The sequence below is a fragment of the Okeania sp. SIO2B3 genome (genome assembly GCF_010672525.1).
GTDB lineage: Bacteria > Cyanobacteriota > Cyanobacteriia > Cyanobacteriales > Microcoleaceae > Okeania.
On the sequence record NZ_JAAHGH010000071.1, the window covers coordinates 14,811 to 39,461 of the forward strand.

Annotated in this window: 5 protein-coding genes; all 5 read left to right on the top strand. The window is 40.7% G+C overall.

Features of this window, described 5'->3' with window-relative positions:
• The first annotated feature begins 8 nt into the window (after positions 1–8).
• A complete protein-coding gene (locus F6K15_RS28000; RefSeq protein ID WP_293067350.1) occupies positions 9–6,518 on the top strand; it encodes an SDR family NAD(P)-dependent oxidoreductase in 6,510 nt (2,169 codons plus the stop codon).
• Between the two features lie 88 nt (positions 6,519–6,606).
• Positions 6,607–13,407 carry a type I polyketide synthase gene (locus F6K15_RS28005; protein WP_293067353.1) on the top strand — a complete coding sequence of 2,267 codons (6,801 nt, stop codon included), beginning with the start codon at positions 6,607–6,609 and terminating at the stop codon, positions 13,405–13,407.
• Between the two features lie 84 nt (positions 13,408–13,491).
• On the top strand, positions 13,492–19,503 hold the full coding sequence (locus F6K15_RS28010; protein ID WP_293067356.1) for a type I polyketide synthase: 6,012 nt from the start codon (positions 13,492–13,494) through the stop codon (positions 19,501–19,503).
• A complete protein-coding gene (locus tag F6K15_RS28015; protein ID WP_293067359.1) occupies positions 19,500–22,946 on the top strand; it encodes an amino acid adenylation domain-containing protein in 3,447 nt (1,148 codons plus the stop codon). Before F6K15_RS28010 ends, F6K15_RS28015 begins: the two co-directional genes overlap by 4 nt.
• On the top strand, positions 22,946–24,651 hold a 1,706-nt coding region (locus F6K15_RS28020; RefSeq protein ID WP_293067362.1), incomplete at its 3' end, for a condensation domain-containing protein. The genes F6K15_RS28015 and F6K15_RS28020, both read left to right, overlap by 1 nt.

Sequence of the window (24,651 nt, forward strand, 5' to 3'; positions counted from 1 at the left end):
TGGCAGGGGTGAGTTCATTTGGAATGAGTGGCACAAATGCTCATATAGTGTTAGAAGAAGCTCCAGAAGAAGTCAGAAGTAAGAAGTCAGAAGTAAGAAGTGAAGAAGATTTAGAACGTTCGCTGCATATATTAACTATGTCTGCCAAAACAGAAAAAGCATTAGAAGATTTAGTCAGTAGTTATCAAAAATCTTTAGAAAATGCCCCAGAGTTAGGACTAGCAGATATATGTTATACAGCCAATACAGGTCGAGGAGATTTTAATCACAGACTAGGAATAATAGCCTCTAAAGCCAAAGAATTAACAGAAAAACTGCAAGAGTGGAAAACTAACAAAGAAGTAGTAGGAGTATTTTCAGGACAAGCAGACAGCAAAATTCCAAGTCAAAAAATAGCCTTGATGTTCACAGGTCAAGGTTCCCAATATGTGAATATGGGCAGAAAACTATATGAAATGGCACCAACCTTCCGTAAAGCCTTAGAGGAATGCGACAAAATTCTCCAACCCTATCTAGAAGTACCGCTGTTAGAAGAAATCTACCCAAAAGAGGAACAAAACTCAAGTGTATTAGACCAAACAGCTTATACTCAGCCTGCTCTGTTTGCCATAGAATACGCCCTAGCCAAATTATGGTATTCATGGGGAATAAAGCCTAGTGTAGTAATGGGTCACAGTGTAGGAGAATATGTAGCAGCTTGCATAGCAGGAGTATTCAGTCTGGAGGATGGTCTAAAACTAATAGCAATGCGAGGAAAGTTGATGCAAAAGTTACCCTCCGGTGGTGAGATGGTAGCAGTAATGGCATCAGAATCTGTGGTAAAAGAAGCCATAGGAGAATATACTTCCCGTGTATCGATAGCAGCGATCAATGGACCAGAGAGTCTAGTAATTTCAGGAGAGAGCGCAGCCATAGCAAGTATTTGCAATAAATTAGAATCAGTGGGAGTAAAGACCAAAGGATTACAAGTATCCCATGCATTCCATTCCCCATTAATGGAACCAATGTTAACAGAATTTGAAAAAGTAGCCAAAGAAATAACCTATAATCAAGCGAAAATCCCACTAATATCAAACGTGACAGGAGAAAAAGCAGGAGGAGAAATAACCAGTGCCGAATATTGGGTAACTCATGTACGTAAACCAGTAAGATTTGCTCAGAGTATGAAAACTCTAGAGTCAGAAGGATACGAAACCTACCTAGAAATCGGACCAAAACCAATATTGCTAGGAATGGGAAAGCAATGTGTAACACAAGAGCAAGGTTTATGGTTGCCCTCATTACGTCCGGGAGTGGATGAGTGGGAACAAATGCTATCAAGCTTAGGAAAGTTGTATGTAAAAGGAGCAAAAATAGACTGGTCAGGGTTTGAAAGTGACTATAATCGTCAGAAAGTAGCATTACCAACATATCCATTCCAGAGAGAACGATATTGGATAGAAACCAACAACAACTTCTGGGCAAAACAGCAATATTCCCAAGGAGAAAACCTCCATCCCCTATTAGGTAAAAAACTAAATTGTGCAGGGGACCAACAAATATTTGGCTCACAAATAGAAGAAAACTCACCAAATTATCTGAAGGACCACCGAGTATTTAATCAAGCACTATTTCCGACAACAGGGTACCTAGAAATAGCAATAGCAGCAGGAGAGAGTCAATTAAAAACATCCCAGATAGTAATAGAAGACCTAACAATCAGTAGGGGATGGATACTACCAGCAGGAGAATTGACAAATGCCCAAACAATACTCACCCCAACAGACAACTCATCCTATAAATTTCAAATATATTCTCAACAAAATGGAGAACAAGAGTGGAGACTCCACACCACAGGAAGAATCAGAAAAGAGTCAACCCCCCCGACTCAGACAAAAGTAGACCTAGAAAAATACAAGAGTGAATGTAATCAAAAAATCGAAGTAAAACAACATTATGAAAAATGTAAACAAGTAGGGATAGAGTACGGTTCGACCTTCCAAGGGATAGAAAAATTGTGGTCAGGGTCAAATCAAGGATTAGGTTATATAAAACTGCCCGAAGAATTAATAACACAAACAAACGACTATAATTTCCATCCAGCACTATTAGACGCAGCCTTCCAAGTAATGTCTGTAGCAGTACCGGCCAAAGCTAAAGACCAAACTTATCTGCCAGTAGGAATAGAAGAATTCTGTCTATATAAGAATCCAGGGGTGAGTGTATGGGCCTACGCATCAGTAACCAATGCCGAAGTGGAAAAACCAGAAAGTTTGACGGCTATGGTAACAATAGTAACACCAGAAGGAGAAATAATTGCCAAGCTCAAAGGTTTCCAACTAAAACAAGCAACAAAACAGACCCTAGTAGGAACACAAACCGAACCAATAGAAAATTGGTTGTATGAAGTAGAGTGGAGAAGTAAAGGTATATTAGGAAGACTACGAGCACCAGAATTCCTGATACCTCCTGTAGAAATCAACCAAAAATTAACTCCAACTCTAACAGAATTAGTAAAGAAAGTAGATAATAAAACAACAGCGTCCTTTGAAAGGAGCTTAGAAGAATTAAGCAGAGATTATATAGTCAAAGCATTACAGGAAATGGGATGGTCATACAAACCAACAGAAAGCTTTGCATTTGATGTAGCAGCCAAAAAATTAGGTATAGTTCCCACCCATCGACCACTATTTAAGCGTCTGCTACAAATATTAACAGAGTCAGGAATACTCAAATATAATAATAATCATCAGCAGTGGCAAGTAGAACAAACCTTAGCTCAAGTAAAACCGACTCAAAAAAGCCAGAGTTTACAGCACAAATATCCAGAAGAAACAGCAGCATTGACACTACTATCTCGTTGTGCAAGCAAGTTAAGTGAGGTATTACGAGGAGCAGTAGACCCAGTAGAATTAGTGTTCCCCCAAGGAGATTTGAGCACAGCAACTCAACTGTATGAAGAGTCAACAGTAGCCAAAGTGATGAACACAATAGTAGCAAACTCAATCACCAAAGGGATAGAAAAATTACCAAAAAGCCGAGGGATAAGGTTGTTAGAAATAGGAGCAGGAACAGGAGGGACGACAAGCTATATCCTGCCTCATCTAAACCCTGGGCAAACCGAATATACATTCACAGATCTAGGGGCATTATTTACAGCCAAAGCTCAAGAGAAATTCCAGGACTATAAGTTCATCAGCTATAAAACCTTAGACATAGAAGTAGACCCGAAAACTCAAGGATTTGAGGCTCATAAATATGATGTAATAATAGCAGCTAATGTACTTCATGCAACGACAGATCTGAAGCAGACATTATCCAATGTGCGAGAACTATTAGCAGATGGGGGCATGTTAGTGTTGTTAGAACTAACAACTGCTCAACGATTCTTAGACCTAGTATTTGGATTATTAGAAGGATGGTGGAAATTCAGTGACTATGAATTACGACCAGATTACCCTTTGTTGAATAAAGAAAAATGGCATCATGTGTTGAGAGAAACAGGTTTTACCGAAGTAGTAACAATGCCAGAAGTGGAGGGAATGGCAGAAACATTGTCAAAGCAAACGGTAATTGTAGCCAAAGCAAGTTCAACAACCTTAGAACCAACTCAGGAGGAAAAGAAAGGTTGGTTAATACTAGCAGACCAAAAGGGAGTGGGGCAACAGTTAGCGAAAAAACTCAAGTCATTAGGAGAAGTTTGTAGCTTAGTATATGCAGGAGAAAAGTATCAACAGATAGCTCCGGACGAATTGAGGATGAATCCCAACAACCTAGAAGAATTTGAGGAAGTAATCAAGACAGTAGCAGGGAAATCACCATCATTATATGGAGTAGTACAATGTTGGAGTATTGAAGCAGGAGTAGGTCAAGGGATTAATTCTCAGGAATTAGAAAAATTATCGCAGTTAGGTTGTGGCACGACCTTATCATTAGTACAAGCATTGGTGAAAGCAGGGTTATCAACGGTACCGAGATTATGGTTGGTGACAGTAGGTGCTCAAGCTGTACCTTCAAAGAATCCGGTAATACCAGGAGTAGCTCAATCTTCGGTGTGGGGAATGGGAAAGGCAATTAGTTTAGAACACCCAGAATTAAACTGTACTCGTATAGATTTAGACCCAGAGGAAAGTAAAGAGGGTCAAGGAGATGCACTATTTAATGAAATCTGGTCAGAGGGTGAGGAAGACCAGGTAGCAAGGCGTGGAGATGGTCGTTATGTAGCTCGATTGGTGGCAAGTCCTCATCAGCAACCAGTGGCACAAAAGTTAGTACCATCACAACCATTCAAACTAGGAAGTTCACAGAAGGGTAGTTTAGACAACTTAATCCTAGAGCCAGTTACCAGACATTCGCCAGCAGCAGGGGAAGTAGAAATTAGAGTGAAAGCAACAGGATTGAATTTTCTAGATGTGGTATCTGCATTAGGATTACTTCCTCAAGAAGTAGATGGAGTATCTCAAAAGCACCTTGTGGAAATGGAGAGCTTTGGAGGAGAGTGTGCTGGTGAAGTAGTAGCTGTAGGCTCAGAAGTCACAGATTTTCATGTGGGAGATTTAGTTATGACTATGGCTCATGGCAGCTTTAGTGAGTATGTAACAGTTGATGCTAACTATGTAGCGCCCAAGCCAGAAAATCTGAGCTTTGAAGAAGCAGCATCTATTCCAGCTAATTTTTTAACCGCTTATTATGCTTTGCATCATGTGGCCAAGATTAAGGCTGGCGTTCATGGGACTAATGGCCAACGCCAACGCATCCTTATTCATGCAGCAGCAGGAGGTACTGGAATGGCAGCAGTGCAGATTGCAATGGAAGCAGGAGCTGAAGTTTTTGCAACTGCAAGTCCTCCCAAGTGGGAAGCTCTACGAAATATGGGAGTCAAACACATTATGAATTCCCGGACATTAGAATTTGCTGACCAAGTGATGGAAATAACTCAAGGTCAAGGAGTGGATATTGTACTCAACTCTCTGACTTCAGGGGAATTTATTAGCAAGAGTATGTCAGTGGTCAGTCATGGTGGTCGATTTGTGGAAATTGCCAAGCTAGGAGTATGGGATTCAAGCAAAGTGGCAGAAGTCAGGCCGGATGTATCTTATTTTGTGGTGGATGTAGTTAAAAAGTCTCAAGAGCAACCAGAATTAATTAATTCCATGTTGCAAGGGTTGAAAGATAAATTCTGCAACAGTTTACTACAACCACCACCAATAAAGGTATTTCCCATAGAGGACGTTATCAGTGCCTTCCGTTATATGCAGCAAGCTAAACATATAGGCAAGATTGTGGTGAGTCAAACACAACTTGCTGATGCTAGGGATAAAAAGCCTTTGAGTTTCCGCTCGGATGCTAGCTACGTGATCACAGGAGGTTTGGGAGGTTTGGGTTTACTGGTAGCTCGTTGGATGGTGGATAAGGGAGCCAAGCATTTAGTCTTAGTCACAAGACGCGAACCGGACGATCATGCTAACAAAAAAATAACAGAGTTAGAAATGGCAGGAGCAGAAGTAGTTGTAGAAAAAGCAGATGTGTCATCATTGGCAGCAATGACAGAGGTGTTCGACAGGATTGAGAACTCAAACCAACCATTAGCAGGAGTGATTCATTCTGCGGGTATGTTATCAGATGGAGTGCTACAAAACCAGAGTTGGTCAAGTTTTGAGCAGGTGATGGCACCGAAAGTACAAGGTGGTTGGCACTTGCATCAATTGAGTAAAAATCAATCATTGGACTTTTTTGTGCTGTTTTCTTCGGTAGCATCTCTGTTTGGTTCACCAGGTCAGGGAAATCATTCAACAGCCAATGCTTTCCTTGATGGTTTAGCCCATTATCGTCGTGTTCAGGGTTTGCCGGGATTGAGTATTCATTGGGGTGCAGTTTCTCAAGTAGGAGAAGCAGCCGAACGAGGTGCAGATGTGAGGGCAATTAAGCATGGTATGGGTGCAATATCGCCAGAGAGGGTGTTAGAGAGCCTGGAATTACTGATGAGTGGCTCTGATGTAGAAGTAGGGGTCGTACCTATGGAGTGGTCACAGTGGCAGGAAAGAGTAGCTAAATGGAAGTTTTTAGCAGATTGGCAAGAAACTATACTAGAAGTGGCAGAACCATCGAAGTCAGATTTTCTGTTAAAGTTAGAGGCCGCAGCAACCAGTGAGCGTCGCTCGTTATTAGTGGCTCATGTGCGTCGTCAGGTAGCTCAAGTGTTGGGAATTAATCATCCTGAATCAATTTCCTTAGAAACAGGGTTTTTTGAATTAGGTATGGATTCTTTGACTTCTGTGGAGTTGAGGAATAAGTTGCAAAGTAGCTTGAAATTGTCGGTATCCTCTACTCTAGCTTTTGATTATCCAACGCTTAATAAGCTAGTAGATTACTTAGCCGAACAATTGAACTTAATAGATGCTCAAGAGGATACTGAGTTGCGATCGCCTGACTTATCTGAAGAAAAGTCATCTGAGTTATCAGACGCTAGTCCATTGACAGAAATTGAATTAGAAGCATCACTTATTCAAGAAATTGAAGAATTAGAAAAATTAATTTAAATAGCAATAGGTTTTGTGGGTCAACTTGGGAATTATACCAACACCCACACAACTTACTAAAACTACTTATAAACTTAATTAAGAGAACATGAATCAAAAACAAACACCAGGAAAAGAACAAAATTTGCCTTTAGAAAGAGCGATTAAAGCCCTCAAAGATGCACGTTCCAAACTAGAAAGGTACGAAAATCAAAGCAAGGAACCAATCGCCATCATTGGAATGGGTTGCCGTATTCCAGGAGGTGCATCTACCCCTGAAGTCTTCTGGGAACTTTTACAAAACGGAGTAGATGCGATTACTGAAGTGTCACCAGATCGATGGCCTATTAGTAAATATTATGACTCTGACCCTACCGCTCCCGGTAAAATCTATACTCGTTATGGAGGCTTCGTGGAGCGGTTAGATGAGTTTGATGCCAATTTCTTTGGTATTTCTCCTAAAGAAACAATTCATCTAGACCCTCAACAACGATTACTCCTAGAAGTCAGTTGGGAAGCCTTAGAGTATTCAGGAATCAATCCTCAAAAACTTAAAGGAACTTCTACTGGTGTATTTGTTGGTATTGGTGGTAATGACTACACTCAAAGGATATTAAGTCAAGGCTTTGAAAAAATTGATGCCTATGTAGGTACAGGAAATAGCCACAGTACCGCATCAGGGAGAATTTCTTACCTTCTGGGGCTTAAAGGACCTAGTTTAGCAGTAGACACAGCTTGTTCCTCTTCTCTAGTTAGTACCCATTTAGCCTGTTCGAGTCTGAGAAATCAAGAGTGTGATTTGGCTCTATCAGGAGGAGTGAATGCATTAACATCCCCAGAGTTTACCATCAGTTTTTCTAAGGCTCGGATGTTATCTTTTGATGGTCGATGCAAGACGTTTGATGCCTCTGCAGATGGATTTGTCCGTGGTGAAGGATGCGGTATGGTCGTACTTAAACGTTTATCAGATGCTGTAGCCCATGGGGATAATATTCTGGCAGTCATTCGTGGAACTGCCATTAACCAAGATGGTGATACCAGTGGATTGACCGTACCTGCTGGACCATCTCAGCAAGCAGTAATTCGTCAAGCCTTGGAAAATGGAGGAGTAGACCCAGCTAGTATCAGTTATATTGAAGCTCACGGTACAGGAACTTCTTTGGGAGATCCTATTGAAGTTGGAGCAATAGGAACGGTATTTGGAAAAACTCACTCTCAAGAGCAACCTATAATCATTGGTTCAGCTAAGAGTAATATTGGTCACTTGGAGGGAGCAGCAGGAATTGTAGGGTTGATGAAGGTAGTTTTGCAACTGCAACACCAAAAAATTGCCCCATCACTGCATTTTAATCAGCCAAATCCTTATATAAATTGGGATCAATTACCAGTAAAAGTCGCGACCAAGCTCACCTCTTGGGATACAAATGGTAAAAGTCACATGGCAGGGGTGAGTTCATTTGGAATGAGTGGCACAAATGCTCATATAGTGTTAGAAGAAGCTCCAGAAGAAGTCAGAAGTAAGAAGTCAGAAGTAAGAAGTGAAGAAGATTTAGAACGTTCGCTGCATATATTAACTATGTCTGCCAAAACAGAAAAAGCATTAGAAGATTTAGTCAGTAGTTATCAAAAATCTTTAGAAAATGCCCCAGAGTTAGGACTAGCAGATATATGTTATACAGCCAATACAGGTCGAGGAGATTTTAATCACAGACTAGGAATAATAGCCTCTAAAGCCAAAGAATTAACAGAAAAACTGCAAGAGTGGAAAACTAACAAAGAAGTAGTAGGAGTATTTTCAGGACAAGCAGACAGCAAAATTCCAAGTCAAAAAATAGCCTTGATGTTCACAGGTCAAGGTTCCCAATATGTGAATATGGGCAGAAAACTATATGAAATGGCACCAACCTTCCGTAAAGCCTTAGAGGAATGCGACAAAATTCTCCAACCCTATCTAGAAGTACCGCTGTTAGAAGAAATCTACCCAAAAGAGGAACAAAACTCAAGTGTATTAGACCAAACAGCTTATACTCAGCCTGCTCTGTTTGCCATAGAATACGCCCTAGCCAAATTATGGTATTCATGGGGAATAAAGCCTAGTGTAGTAATGGGTCACAGTGTAGGAGAATATGTAGCAGCTTGCATAGCAGGAGTATTCAGTCTGGAGGATGGTCTAAAACTAATAGCAATGCGAGGAAAGTTGATGCAAAAGTTACCCTCCGGTGGTGAGATGGTAGCAGTAATGGCATCAGAATCTGTGGTAAAAGAAGCCATAGGAGAATATACTTCCCGTGTATCGATAGCAGCGATCAATGGACCAGAGAGTCTAGTAATTTCAGGAGAGAGCGCAGCCATAGCAAGTATTTGCAATAAATTAGAATCAGTGGGAGTAAAGACCAAAGGATTACAAGTATCCCATGCATTCCATTCCCCATTAATGGAACCAATGTTAACAGAATTTGAAAAAGTAGCCAAAGAAATAACCTATAATCAAGCGAAAATCCCACTAATATCAAACGTGACAGGAGAAAAAGCAGGAGGAGAAATAACCAGTGCCGAATATTGGGTAACTCATGTACGTAAACCAGTAAGATTTGCTCAGAGTATGAAAACTCTAGAGTCAGAAGGATACGAAACCTACCTAGAAATCGGACCAAAACCAATATTGCTAGGAATGGGAAAGCAATGTGTAACACAAGAGCAAGGTTTATGGTTGCCCTCATTACGTCCGGGAGTGGATGAGTGGGAACAAATGCTATCAAGCTTAGGAAAGTTGTATGTAAAAGGAGCAAAAATAGACTGGTCAGGGTTTGAAAGTGACTATAATCGTCAGAAAGTAGCATTACCAACATATCCATTCCAGAGAGAACGATATTGGATAGAAACCAACAACAACTTCTGGGCAAAACAGCAATATTCCCAAGGAGAAAACCTCCATCCCCTATTAGGTAAAAAACTAAATTGTGCAGGGGACCAACAAATATTTGGCTCACAAATAGAAGAAAACTCACCAAATTATCTGAAGGACCACCGAGTATTTAATCAAGCACTATTTCCGACAACAGGGTACCTAGAAATAGCAATAGCAGCAGGAGAGAGTCAATTAAAAACATCCCAGATAGTAATAGAAGACCTAACAATCAGTAGGGGATGGATACTACCAGCAGGAGAATTGACAAATGCCCAAACAATACTCACCCCAACAGACAACTCATCCTATAAATTTCAAATATATTCTCAACAAAATGGAGAACAAGAGTGGAGACTCCACACCACAGGAAGAATCAGAAAAGAGTCAACCCCCCCGACTCAGACAAAAGTAGACCTAGAAAAATACAAGAGTGAATGTAATCAAAAAATCGAAGTAAAACAACATTATGAAAAATGTAAACAAGTAGGGATAGAGTACGGTTCGACCTTCCAAGGGATAGAAAAATTGTGGTCAGGGTCAAATCAAGGATTAGGTTATATAAAACTGCCCGAAGAATTAATAACACAAACAAACGACTATAATTTCCATCCAGCACTATTAGACGCAGCCTTCCAAGTAATGTCTGTAGCAGTACCGGCCAAAGCTAAAGACCAAACTTATCTGCCAGTAGGAATAGAAGAATTCTGTCTATATAAGAATCCAGGGGTGAGTGTATGGGCCTACGCATCAGTAACCAATGCCGAAGTGGAAAAACCAGAAAGTTTGACGGCTATGGTAACAATAGTAACACCAGAAGGAGAAATAATTGCCAAGCTCAAAGGTTTCCAACTAAAACAAGCAACAAAACAGACCCTAGTAGGAACACAAACCGAACCAATAGAAAATTGGTTGTATGAAGTAGAGTGGAGAAGTAAAGGTATATTAGGAAGACTACGAGCACCAGAATTCCTGATACCTCCTGTAGAAATCAACCAAAAATTAACTCCAACTCTAACAGAATTAGTAAAGAAAGTAGATAATAAAACAACAGCGTCCTTTGAAAGGAGCTTAGAAGAATTAAGCAGAGATTATATAGTCAAAGCATTACAGGAAATGGGATGGTCATACAAACCAACAGAAAGCTTTGCATTTGATGTAGCAGCCAAAAAATTAGGTATAGTTCCCACCCATCGACCACTATTTAAGCGTCTGCTACAAATATTAACAGAGTCAGGAATACTCAAATATAATAATAATCATCAGCAGTGGCAAGTAGAACAAACCTTAGCTCAAGTAAAACCGACTCAAAAAAGCCAGAGTTTACAGCACAAATATCCAGAAGAAACAGCAGCATTGACACTACTATCTCGTTGTGCAAGCAAGTTAAGTGAGGTATTACGAGGAGCAGTAGACCCAGTAGAATTAGTGTTCCCCCAAGGAGATTTGAGCACAGCAACTCAACTGTATGAAGAGTCAACAGTAGCCAAAGTGATGAACACAATAGTAGCAAACTCAATCACCAAAGGGATAGAAAAATTACCAAAAAGCCGAGGGATAAGGTTGTTAGAAATAGGAGCAGGAACAGGAGGGACGACAAGCTATATCCTGCCTCATCTAAACCCTGGGCAAACCGAATATACATTCACAGATCTAGGGGCATTATTTACAGCCAAAGCTCAAGAGAAATTCCAGGACTATAAGTTCATCAGCTATAAAACCTTAGACATAGAAGTAGACCCGAAAACTCAAGGATTTGAGGCTCATAAATATGATGTAATAATAGCAGCTAATGTACTTCATGCAACGACAGATCTGAAGCAGACATTATCCAATGTGCGAGAACTATTAGCAGATGGGGGCATGTTAGTGTTGTTAGAACTAACAACTGCTCAACGATTCTTAGACCTAGTATTTGGATTATTAGAAGGATGGTGGAAATTCAGTGACTATGAATTACGACCAGATTACCCTTTGTTGAATAAAGAAAAATGGCATCATGTGTTGAGAGAAACAGGTTTTACCGAAGTAGTAACAATGCCAGAAGTGGAGGGAATGGCAGAAACATTGTCAAAGCAAACGGTAATTGTAGCCAAAGCAAGTTCAACAACCTTAGAACCAACTCAGGAGGAAAAGAAAGGTTGGTTAATACTAGCAGACCAAAAGGGAGTGGGGCAACAGTTAGCGAAAAAACTCAAGTCATTAGGAGAAGTTTGTAGCTTAGTATATGCAGGAGAAAAGTATCAACAGATAGCTCCGGACGAATTGAGGATGAATCCCAACAACCTAGAAGAATTTGAGGAAGTAATCAAGACAGTAGCAGGGAAATCACCATCATTATATGGAGTAGTACAATGTTGGAGTATTGAAGCAGGAGTAGGTCAAGGGATTAATTCTCAGGAATTAGAAAAATTATCGCAGTTAGGTTGTGGCACGACCTTATCATTAGTACAAGCATTGGTGAAAGCAGGGTTATCAACGGTACCGAGATTATGGTTGGTGACAGTAGGTGCTCAAGCTGTACCTTCAAAGAATCCGGTAATACCAGGAGTAGCTCAATCTTCGGTGTGGGGAATGGGAAAGGCAATTAGTTTAGAACACCCAGAATTAAACTGTACTCGTATAGATTTAGACCCAGAGGAAAGTAGAGAGAGTCAAGGAGATGCACTATTTAATGAAATTTGGTCAGAGGGTGAGGAAGACCAGGTAGCAAGGCGTGGAGATGGTCGTTATGTAGCTCGATTGGTGGCAAGTCCTCATCAGCAACCAGTGGCACAACATACGACTCAAAAGCCTTTAAGTTTCCGTTCGGATGCTAGCTATTTGATTACAGGAGGTATGGCAGGTTTGGGTTTACTGGTAGCTAGTTGGATGGTGTCTAAGGGTGCTCAACATTTAGTCTTGTTAGGACGCCGTTCACCGGATGATGCTACGAGAAAAAAAATAACAGAGTTGGAGATGGCAGGAGCAGAAGTGATAGTGGAAAAGGCCGATGTGTCTGATTGGGAATCGATGAGAGGTGTGTGGCAGAGGATTGAGGAATCAAACCGACCATTAGCAGGAGTGATTCATTCAGCAGGAATGTTATCAGATGGAGTGCTACAAAACCAGAGTTGGTCTAGTTTTGAGCAGGTGATGGCACCGAAAGTACAAGGTGGTTGGCACTTGCATCAATTGAGTAAAAATCAATCATTGGACTTTTTTGTCCTGTTTTCTTCGGTAGCATCTCTGTTTGGTTCACCAGGTCAGGGAAATCATTCAGCAGCCAATGCTTTCCTTGATGGTTTAGCCCATTATCGTCGTGTTCAGGGTTTGCCGGGATTGAGCATTCATTGGGGTGCAGTTTCTCAAGTAGGAGAGGCAGCAGAACGAGGTGCAGATATGAGGGCAAGTAAGCAGGGGATGGGTGTAATATCTCCGAGTCAGGTATTGGAGTCTTTAGAACTATTGATCAGTGGTTCGGATGTGGAAGTAGGGGTGGTGCCTATTGAGTGGTCAGGGTGGCAGGAGAAATTGGCACAATGGCCGTTTTTGGAGGATTGGCAGGAAACTATACTGGAGGTGGCAGAACCATCGAAGTCAGATTTTCTGTTAAAGTTAGAGGCTACAGCAGCCAGTGAGCGTCGCTCGTTATTAGTGGCTCATGTGCGTCGTCAGGTAGCTCAAGTATTGGGAATTAATCATCCTGAATCAATTGCCTTGGAAACAGGGTTTTTTGACTTGGGTATGGATTCTTTGACTTCTGTGGATTTGAGGAATAAGTTGCAAAGTAGCTTGAAGTGTTCACTTTCATCTTCTCTAGCTTTTAATTATTCTACAATTAATAAGCTGGTAGATTACTTAGCCGAACAATTAAACTTAATAGATGCTCAAGAAGATACTGAGTTGCGATCGCCTGACTTATCTGAAGAAAATTCATCCGAGTTATCAGAGGCAAGTCCACTCACAGAAGAATTAGAAGCATCAGTTCTTCAAGCAATTGAGAAATTAGAAAAATTAATCTAAAGCATTTTTAAACACGAAAACTAAACGCTCTAACACAACTAATTACTAATTCAAGAACTACAACTCTATCCTAATCAAGACAAAATGAATCGAAAAGAAACACAAGAAAAACAACAATTACATTCTACTGTAGATTTAGAAAGGGCGCTTAAAGCTCTCAACAAAGCATACTCCAAACTAGAAAAATACGAAAATCAAAGCAAGGAACCAATCGCTATCATTGGTATGGGTTGTCGTTTGCCTGGAGGTGCATCTACTCCTGAAGCCTTCTGGGAACTTTTACAAAATGGAGTAGATACTATTACTGAAGTGCCACCAGACCGATGGCCTATTAGTAAATATTATGACTCTGACCCTACAACTCCCGGTAAAATCTATACTCGTTATGGAGCCTTTGTTGAGCAAATACAGGAATTTGATGCTGGTTTTTTTGGTATTTCTCCTAAAGAAGCAATTCATCTAGACCCTCAACAGCGATTACTTCTAGAAGTTACTTGGGAAGCCTTAGAGCATTCTGCTACAAATCCACAAAAACTGATGGAAACTCAAACAGGCGTATTTATTGGTATTAGTAGCAACGACTATTTTCAAAATATATTAAGTCAAGGTATTGAAAAAATTGATGCTTACTCAGGTTTAGGTAATGGCAACAGTATAGCATCAGGGCGAATATCTTATATTCTCGGGCTTAAAGGTCCTAGTTTAGCAGTAGATACAGCTTGCTCTTCTTCTTTAATAAGTACTCATTTAGCTTGTTCAAGTCTGAGGAATCGAGAGTGCAACTTGGCTTTAGCAGGAGGGGTACATCTATTAATGTCTCCAGAGATCACAATCAACTATTGTAAAGCAAAAATGTTGTCAGCGGATGGTCGTTGTAAGACTTTTGATGCTACGGCAGATGGATTTGGCCGTGGTGAAGGTTGTGGTGTGATTGTCCTCAAACGTTTGTCGGATGCGCTCTCAGACAAAGATAATATCCTAGCAGTGATTCGGGGTAGTGCAACCAACCAAGATGGAAATAGTAGTGGATTAACAGTTCCTAATGGTTCATCTCAACAAGCATTGATTCGTCAAGCTTTGGAAAATGGAAGAGTAGAACCAGCTAGTGTGAGTTATCTAGAGGCTCATGGTACAGGCACATCTTTGGGAGATCCCATTGAAGTGGAAGCAATGGGAGAAGTATTTGAAGCAACTCATTCTCAACAAAAACCTTTAATTATTGGTTCAGTCAAAACTAATATTGGTCACTTGGAGTCAGCAGCAGGAATTGCTGGTTTAATCAAAGTGGTATTACAACTGCAAAATCGACAAATTGCACCATCCCTACATTTTAATCAGCCGAATCCTTATATAAATTGGGATCAGTTACCAGTACAAGTATCAGCCAAGATACAGCCTTGGCAGGTAAATAATCAAAGTCGTATCGCAGGTATCAGTTCTTTTAGTATAGGTGGCACCAATGCTCATATTGTTTTAGAAGAAGCACTCTCTCAAGTCAAAAGTGAGAATGTTGTTGAACGTCCAACTCATATATTAACTCTGTCAGCCAAAACAGAAAAGGCTCTTGCTGATTTGGTCAATGCTTATCAGAGTTATTTAGAAAATGATAATGACTTAGGGGATATTTGCTACACAGCCAACATTGGGAGAGCAGAATTTGCTCATAGATTAGCTCTGATTACTTCTGAGAAAAAAGATTTAGTAGAGAAACTAAAACAATACAAACAGGGAGAGAATTTTACTGGCATCTGTTCAGGACGACTAACGAACAAAACTACGACTAAAATAGCCTTTATGTTCACTGGGCAGGGGTCTCAGTATGTAGATATGGGACGACAATTATACGAGACTCAACCCACATTTCAGAAAATTCTAGACCAATGCAATGAAATACTGAAAGAATATTTAGAAGTGCCTCTATTAGAAGTTATATACCCTAAAGATGCACAAAAGTCAAGTTCTGATTTATTAGACCAAACAGCTTATACTCAACCAGCTTTGTTTGCCATAGAATACGCCCTAACTAAATTATGGTATTCATGGGGAATCAAACCCAATGTGGTTATGGGTCACAGTGTAGGAGAATATGTCGCAGCTTGTGTGGCAGGAGTATTCAGTCTGGAGGATGGTCTGAAATTAATCGCCATGCGGGGCAAGTTGATGCAACAGTTACCCTCCGGTGGTGAAATGGTATCTGTAATGGCATCAGAATCTCAGGTGACAGAGGCCATAGGTGAGTATAGTTCAAGGGTGACAATAGCAGCGATAAATGGACCTGAAAGTACCGTGATTTCAGGTGAAACAGAAGCAGTGGCAAGTATTTGTAGTAAGTTAGAAGCAATGGGAGTTAAGACCAAGCAGCTACAAGTTTCCCATGCCTTCCATTCCCCATTAATGGAACCAATGTTAGCAGAATTTGAAACAGTAGCCAAAGAAATAACCTATAATCAACCGAAAATACCACTAATATCAAATGTGACAGGAGAAAAAGTAGGTGGGGAAATAACCAATGCGGAATATTGGGTAACTCATGTACGTCAACCAGTACTCTTTGCTCAGAGTATGAAAACTCTAGAGTCGGAAGGATATGAAACCTACCTAGAAATAGGACCGAAACCAATATTGTTGGGAATGGGAAGGCAATGTGTAAAAGAAGGAGTGGGAGAATGGTTGCCATCATTGCGTCCAGGAGTAGATGAATGGCAGCAAATGTTGGACAGCTTAGGAAAATTGTATGTAAAAGGAGCCAAAGTAGACTGGTTAGGGTTTGATTCAGATTATGCTCGTCAGAAAGTAGTGTTGCCGACTTATCCATTCCAGAGGGAAAGATATTGGATAGAAACTTCTGAAAAAATGGGGGTTATTGGGTCGGAAAATGGTGGCTCCCAGATTTTGAGCTTACTTGAAGGATCAGAAATAGAGACATTAGCTCAAGAACTTGAAAGAGTAGGAAATCTTTCCCCTAGTGAAGTTAAGTTACTGCCTAAACTACTGGAACTGCTAGTTAAACAGCATCAGCAGCAACTGACAGGAGTGAGTATTAAAGATTGGCTTTACTCAGTCGAATGGATAATTAAGGGACGCTTTGGTAGACGACTGCCAAAGGAGAATTTGCTAACAGCTGTAGAAGTAGAGCAGCAGTTAGACCAAACGATAATAGAACTTGTGAAAACGGCTTCTATAGGAAAAAATAATAGCTTGAGGGAAATTTCCAGGAGTTTAAAAGAACTAAGCAGAGACTATATAGTGCAAGCATTGATTGATTTGGGATGGGAATACAAGGTAGACGAGTGCTTCTCTACTGATGCTGCTTGCCAACAGCTAGGCATATTTTCTAATTATAAACAACTCTTCAACCAAATGCTACAAATAATAGCTGAAATTGGAGTTTTACAGTCAGGTCCGCAGCAGCAGTGGCAAGTGTTACAAGGGTTAGGAGAAGTCAAACCTGCTCAAAGAAATCAAGCTCTAATGACTACATATCCTGATTTCCTAGCGGAATTAACTCTACTGAATGTTTGTGGAACTCAACTAAGTGAGGTATTACTCGGTAGGCAAGATCCATTGCAATTGATTTTCCCAGAAGGAGATTTAACCAATGCCACGAAATTGTATCAAGAATCGACTGTAGCTAAGGTGATGAACGCTATAGTGCAACAGGTTATAATCAAGGCAATTGAGAGGTTGCCCAAACATAAAGGCATACGCTTACTAGAAATTGGAGCTGGTACAGGTGGAACAACAAGTTATATTGTACCACATTTGAATCCAGATCGCACAGAATATTTGTTTACGGATCTTGGGACATTATTTATCAGCAAGGCACAAGAAAAATTTAGCGATCGCCAGTTTGTCCGCTATCAACAACTGGATATAGAAGTAGATCCCTTAAATCAAGGATTTGAGTATGAACAGCAGGATATAATTATTGCAGCTAATGTACTACATGCTACTCAGGATTTGCGTCAAACCTTACAAAATGTGCGAAAATTGTTAGCTCCTGGAGGGATTTTGGTGTTATGGGAAGTAACTACTCCTCAAGAATTTCTAGATTTAACATTCGGATTATTAGAAGGATGGTGGAAATTTCAGGATTATGAATTACGCCCAGACTATCCTCTTTTAAGTCGAGAAAAATGGAAACAATTCCTCGGTGAAGTGGGTTTTACTAATGTAGTTAGTCTGCCAGAAATCGAGGATATTCCCGAAGTTTTCTCAGAACAAACCGTGTTCGTTGCTCAAGCAGACGAGAAAAGTTTAAAACTAACATCATCAGAAACCCAGAATTGGTTGGTACTAGCAGACAAAGCAGGAATTGCTAAACAAGTAGCTACCAAACTCCACTCAGAGGGAGATATTTGTACTTTAGTGTTTGCTGGAGAAAAATATCAACAGATAGCTCCGACAGAATTTATCATTAATCCTGAAAATCAAGATGATTTCTATCAACTGATAACAACGATAACAGCAAAAACTCCATTGTTTCATGGAGTCGTGCAATGTTGGACAACAGATGCAGGGTTGAAGGAGTCTATAAGCTCCCAAGAATTAGAAAATTTATCTATATTTGGGTGTGGTACTACCCTGTATTTAGTGCAGGCTTTAGTTAAAGCAGAGTTATCTAAATTACCTCGGTTATGGTTGGTGACTTCTGGTGCTCAACCAGTACCATCAAATCATCCGACAATATCAGAAATAACTCAGTCTGCACTTTGGGGAATGGGAAAAGTAATTAGCTTAGAACACCCAGAATTAAACTGTACTCGTATAGATTTAGACCCAGAAACCGCTATAGAAGACAGAGCTAATGCACTATTTAGTGAAATATGGTCGGAGGATAAGGAAGACCAAGTAGCATGGCGTGGAGATGATCGTTATGTGTCGCGATTGGTATCTAGTAATCACCAGCAATTAGTTGCTACAACTCAGAAACCTTTAAGTTTCCGCTCGGATGCTAGCTACGTGATTACAGGAGGTTTGGGAGGTTTGGGTTTATTGGTAGCTCGTTGGATGGTGGATAAAGGAGCCAAGCATTTAGTCTTAGTTACAAGACGCGAACCGGATGATACTGCCAGTCAAAAACTCACAGAACTAGAAATGGCAGGAGCAGAAGTAGTTGTAGAAAAAGCAGATGTGTCATCATTGGCAGCAATGACAGAGATGTTCGACAGGATTGAGAACTCAAACCAACCATTAGCAGGAGTGATTCATTCAGCAGGAATGTTATCAGATGGAGTGCTACAAAACCAGAGTTGGTCTAGTTTTGAGCAGGTGATGGCACCGAAAGTGAAAGGTGGTTGGAATTTGCATCAATTGACTCAAAATAAACCATTGGACTTTTTTGTACTATTTTCTTCGGCAGCATCTCTGTTTGGTTCCCCTGGTCAGGGAAATCATTCAGCAGCGAATGCTTTCCTTGATGGTTTAGCCCATTATCGTCGTGTTCAGGATTTGCCGGGATTGAGTATTCATTGGGGTGCAGTTTCTCAAGTGGGAGAGGCGGCAGAACGAGGTGCAGATGTGAGGGCAAGTAAGCAGGGAATGGGTACAATCTCGCCCGAGAAGGTGTTAGAGTGCCTAGAATTACTGATGAGTGGCTCTGATGTAGAAGTAGGGGTCGTACCTATTGAGTGGTCACAGTGGCAGGAAAGAGTAGCACAGTGGCCTTTCTTGGCAAATTGGCAGGAAAGGACGACTGCAATAACTACAGATCAAACTCAAGATGACACCTTGTTGGAAAAACTAAAATCTTCTCCTCAGGGCGATCGCAAGAATATCTTAATTGCTCATATTCAAAATCAAGCTGCTCGGGTTCTGGGAATAACGGATAATCAGATAGATTTACAAATACCTTTAAATGAAATAGGACTAGATTCTCTAATGGCATTAGAACTAAGGAATCGAATTTTAAATGATTTACAGGTCGATATTCCTATTACCAGTTTTATGGAAGGAATAACCATTACTGCTCTCTCAAATCAACTAAATCAAGAACTGACTCAAAGCTATCAAGAACCAGCTATTGAGTTAGGCGAGCAGGAACAAGTAGAACCTAATAATATTGAAAATAGTAATTGGATAGAGGTGGAACTATGAACTTAGTTGAATTCTTACAAGACCTTTCCCAAAAAGGTGTTAGATTATGGTCTGAGGGAGGAAAATTGCGGAGTGGAGGTTCCCAAGAGGTATTGACTCCAGAGGTTATTGCCCTACTTAAGGAACACAAAACTGAAATCTTGCATTTATTGAGTAAACTGCCAGATATATCACAAATTTATCCTCTCTCCTATGGTCAAAAAGGTCTCTGGTTTTTGTGGAAATTATCACCTGATAATCATAATTACAATGTGTCAACTGCTATGCGGATGTACTGCCAGGTAGATATAATTGCTTGGCAGCAGACATTTCAAGCATTAAAAAAGCGCCATCCCCTACTACGGACTACATTCCCCGAATGGGGCGATCAACCAGTTCAACAGGTGCATGAAAACCAAGAATTAGACTTTTTGCAGATAGATGCTTCCACCTGGAGTGAAGAGGAGTTACACAAAAAAGTAGTAGAAGCTCATCGGTATCCTTTCGATCTAGAAACAGATTCCGTTATACGAGTTAGGTGGTTCACTGTCTCCAACCAAAACCATGTGATGTTACTAACCTTCCATCATATTGTATTCGATGGTTGGTCTGGGAATTTGATTGCTAAAGAGATTCCCCAGCTTTACCAAGCAATCTGTAAAGGAGAGGAATACTGTTTGTCTCCACTGAATTATTCGTATCAAGATTATGTTCGTTGGCAAAAAGAATTAGTAGAGGGAGAAAAAGGAGAAAAACTGTGGGAATACTGGCAACAAAAACTGGCAGGGGACTTGCCAGTATTGAATTTGCCCACAGACCGACCGCGACCGCCTATACAAACTGATAACGGTGCTGCTTACCCTTTCAAGTTATCTGAAAAACTGACTCAACAACTAAAGGAACTGGCTAAACAAGAAGGGGTAACTCCTAACATGGCTTTGTTGGCTGCTTTTCAAATTCTGCTTTATCGTTACACTGGTCAAGAGGATATATTGGTGGGTTCTCCCACTGCTGGCAGAACTAGACCTGAGTTTGCCTCAATTGTTGGTCACTTTGTTGACTCAGTAGTAATGAGGGCAGATTTGTCAGGGAATCCCTGTTTTAGAGATTTTCTTTCCCAAGTGCGCCAGACAGTGCTGGGATCGCTAGCTCATCAAGATTATCCCTTTGCCTTGATAGTAGAGCGACTACAGCAAGAACGAGATCCAAGTCGTTCCCCTCTGTTTCAAGCTAGCTTTGTACTACAGAAGTTACTAGCAGAATCTCAAGATACGCAAAAACTGGCCTATAGCGGCACAAAAGCAAAAGCCTTGATAAATTTGGGAGGACTTGAGGTAGAAACCTTTGTATTCGACCAATTTGAAAGTCAGTTCGATGTATTTATGCAAATGTTAGAAGAGAACTCATATTTGTTTGGGTCCTTAAAATACAATACTGACCTGTTTGATGAACAGACTATTGCTGGAATGGTTGCTCATTTCCAAACTTTGTTAGAAGGAATTGTGAGTAACCCGGAGCAGAGGGTAGGAGAACTACCTATATTCAGTGAAACAGAAAAACAGCAATTGTTGGTAACATGGAATGACACAAAAACAGATTACCCAACTGACAAATGTATCTATCAGTTATTTGAAGAGCAGGTAGAAAAAACACCAAATGCAGTAGCAGTAGTATTTGAACAACAAAGCTTAACTTACTCCCAATTAAATCGCAAAGCTAATCAACTAGCCCATTACTTGCAAAAATTGGGAGTCGTTCCAGAAACCCTAGTGGGAATCTGTATCGAGCGTTCAATAGAGATGGTAGTAGGTTTATTAGCCATACTCAAAGCTGGAGGGGCTTATGTCCCATTAGACCCAAGTTATCCATCAGAACGTTTGGCTTATATGGTTTCTGATGCCCAAGTGTCCCTATTGCTGACCCAGGAATCATTAGTAACATTATTACCAGAGCATCAAGGTCAGATAGTTTGTTTGGATAGTAATGAAAATCTATGGTCTGACTATTCTCAAGATAATTTGAGCAGTGAAGTTATACCATCAAATTTGGGCTATGTCATTTATACCTCTGGCTCCACAGGTAAGCCAAAAGGAGTGGCCATGAGTCAAGGTTCTCTGGTGAACCTGCTCCAGTGGCAACAGCAGGAAACAATAGTTGGTCAAGGGGCAAAAACTCTACAATTTGCTCCCATTAGCTTCGACGTATCATTCCAAGAAATATTCTCCACCTGGTGTTCTGGGGGGACTCTGGTGTTAGTGTCTTCAGAACTGAGACTTGACCCGTTAGCATTGATGGAATTCTTAACTCACAACCAGGTAGAGCGACTATTTTTACCCTTTGTAGCTTTGCAACAGTTGGCATCAGTGGCTTATCAATGCCAAAATCTGCCACCATTGCGGGAAATAGTAACAGCAGGAGAACAATTGCAGGTGACTCTAGACCTAGTGGAGATGATGAAGCGACTACCTCAATGTAGACTGCAAAATCAATATGGACCATCAGAAAGCCATGTAGTTTCTGCTTACACATTAGAAGGAGATGCCGAGAAGTGGCCGAAACTCCCTCCCATAGGTCGTCCAATTGCCAATGCTCAACTTTATGTTCTCAGTCGTGAGCAACAACCAGTGCCAGTGGGTGTTCCAGGAGAACTTTACATTGGTGGAGCAGGTCTGGCAAATGGTTATCTGAACCGCCTAGAATTAACATCTAAGAAATTCATCTCTAATCCTTTTGAGAACTCAAAAGCCTCAAAATTATATAAAACAGGAGACTTAGCACGTTATCTAGCTGATGGCAACATAGAATTTTTAGGGCGGATAGACCACCAAGTCAAAATCAGAGGATACCGGATAGAAACGGGAGAAATAGAAGCTACCATAACTCAATATGCCATAGTCAAAGAAACAGTAGTATTAGCCACTGAAAACAACCAGGGTAATAAACATCTAGTGGCCTACCTAGTGCTAGAAACCGAAACTCCAGCTAGCTCAAACTCAGAGGTGTCAGAGACAGAACAAATCAGGAAATTGAAACAGTATTTGAAAGAGCGGTTGCCGGAGTATATGATACCGAGCGGGTTTGTAGTGTTGTCACAACTGCCATTGACTCCTAGTGGCAAGGTAAACCGTAAGGCACTACCTGTACCGGATAATCTCAGTAGTGTGTCAACAGAGTTTGTGGCTCCTGAGACTGAGACAGAAAAGGTCTTAGCAGAGATTTGGGCAGAAGTGTTGGGAATAGAAAAGGTGGGAATACATGATAACTTCTTTGATTTGGGTGGGCATTCTTTGATAGCAACTCAGGTTGTGTCTCGGGTGCGAAAAGCCTTTGCAATGGAAATATCAGTAAGTACTTTATTTGAAAACTCTACCATAGCTAAACTAGCCGAAAATTTAGTTGAGCAACAGTTGGAGCAAGTAGACAGTAATATACTCGAACAAATTTTAGCTGAGGTTGATGGATAATGAATGATATCAAAAAACGTCTGGCCAATCTTTCGCCAAAACAACGGGAACAGGTATTGGAAAAGCTGCGACAGCAGCAGTTGCTGCCAACGGCAAAAGAAAGTCAAGCTATTCCAATTATTTCTAGAGAACAGGAAATTCCCCTTTCCTACAGTCAAGAAATGATGTGGTTTTGGCATCAGTTCTTGCCGGAAAGTTCATTATACAATATGCTGGTGAGTCTACAACTAGAGGGTCTGCTGAATGTAAAAGTCTTAGAGCAAAGTCTCAACGAAATCATCCGACGACATGAAAACCTACGTACCTGTTTCCCCTCCGTAGACGGAAAAGCCATACAAGTAATTTCGACCGTCGCCAACATCAATCTCTCAACAGTAGAATTACCATCATCACCAGAACAAACAACCAAACTCCAACAACTAGCCAGCGCTGAAGCAGAAAAACCCTTTGACCTAGCCCAAGGCCCTCTGCTGCGTGCCTCCCTAATAAAACTCAGCCCAGAAACTCATATATTAATGTTAACCATGCACCACATAATATATGACGGTTGGTCTATAGGAATACTAGGCTCAGAACTATCTACATTGTATAAATCCTACAGCCAAGGAAACCCCTCCCCATTATCAGAATTACCCATTCAATATGCCGACTATGCCCACTGGCAACGACAGAAACTCACAGGAGAAGTATTAGAAAAACATCTGAGCTACTGGAGACAAAAACTAGCAGGAGTTTCCCCAATATCACCCCTACTAACAGACCGCCCACGTCCAGAATTGCAAAGTTTCCAGGGAGGAGCAGAAAAATTTCAACTCAATCAGAACTTGACACAGAAACTCACGCAACTAGGTCAGGAGTCAGATGCAACATTGTTTATGACTCTGCTGAGTGCATTTTTTGTCTTACTGTCTCGTTATAGTGGAGAATCTGACTTAATAGTAGGTTCAGGAATTGCTAACCGCAACCGAGTTGAAATTGAGCCGTTAATTGGTGTGTTTGCCAATATTCTTGCACTTCGTTGTCAGTGTAAAGATGACTCTAGCTTTACCGAATTGTTAACTCAAGTCAAACAAACAACTCAAGAGGCGTATAAACATCAGGATTTACCATTTGAAAAGCTAGTAGATGAACTTTTACCTGAAAGGAACTTAAGCCACAACCCTCTAGTGCAGGTGATATTTAACCTCGTAAATGTAGCATCAATCAACTCTTGGGATTTACTAGGATTAAGGATGACTCTGAGGGATGAAGGTATCAGCACCGCTAGAATGGATTTAGAAGTCCATCTGTGGGAAGCCGAATCAGGTCTAGAAGGCTATTTTATTTACAACACAGACCTATTTGACAGAGCAACCATCACTAGGATGATGGAACATTTCCTAAATCTATTAGAAGCAATAGTAGTCAATCCCCAACAAAAAATCTCAAAACTCCCCCTAATAACAGCAACAGAAAAACAGAAAATACTGCAAGAATGGACCAATAGTAAAACAGATTATCCAAAAGATAAATGTATCCATCAGTTATTTGAGAAAGTTGTCGAAAAGAACCCAGAAGCAGTAGCCTTAAGATTTGAAGACCAACAACTAACCTACAGCCAACTCAACCAAAAAGCCAACCAACTAGCCCACCATCTATTAAATCTAGGCATCACCCCAGAAACACAAATAGGCATATATGTTGACCCGACGGTAGAAGAAATAGT

Coding starts and splice junctions, on each gene's coding strand:
- F6K15_RS28005 (WP_293067353.1), top strand. CDS start 6,607: ATGAATCAAAAACAAACACCAGGAAAAGAACAAAATTTGCCTTTAGAA.
- F6K15_RS28010 (WP_293067356.1), top strand. CDS start 13,492: ATGAATCGAAAAGAAACACAAGAAAAACAACAATTACATTCTACTGTA.
- F6K15_RS28015 (WP_293067359.1), top strand. CDS start 19,500: ATGAACTTAGTTGAATTCTTACAAGACCTTTCCCAAAAAGGTGTTAGA.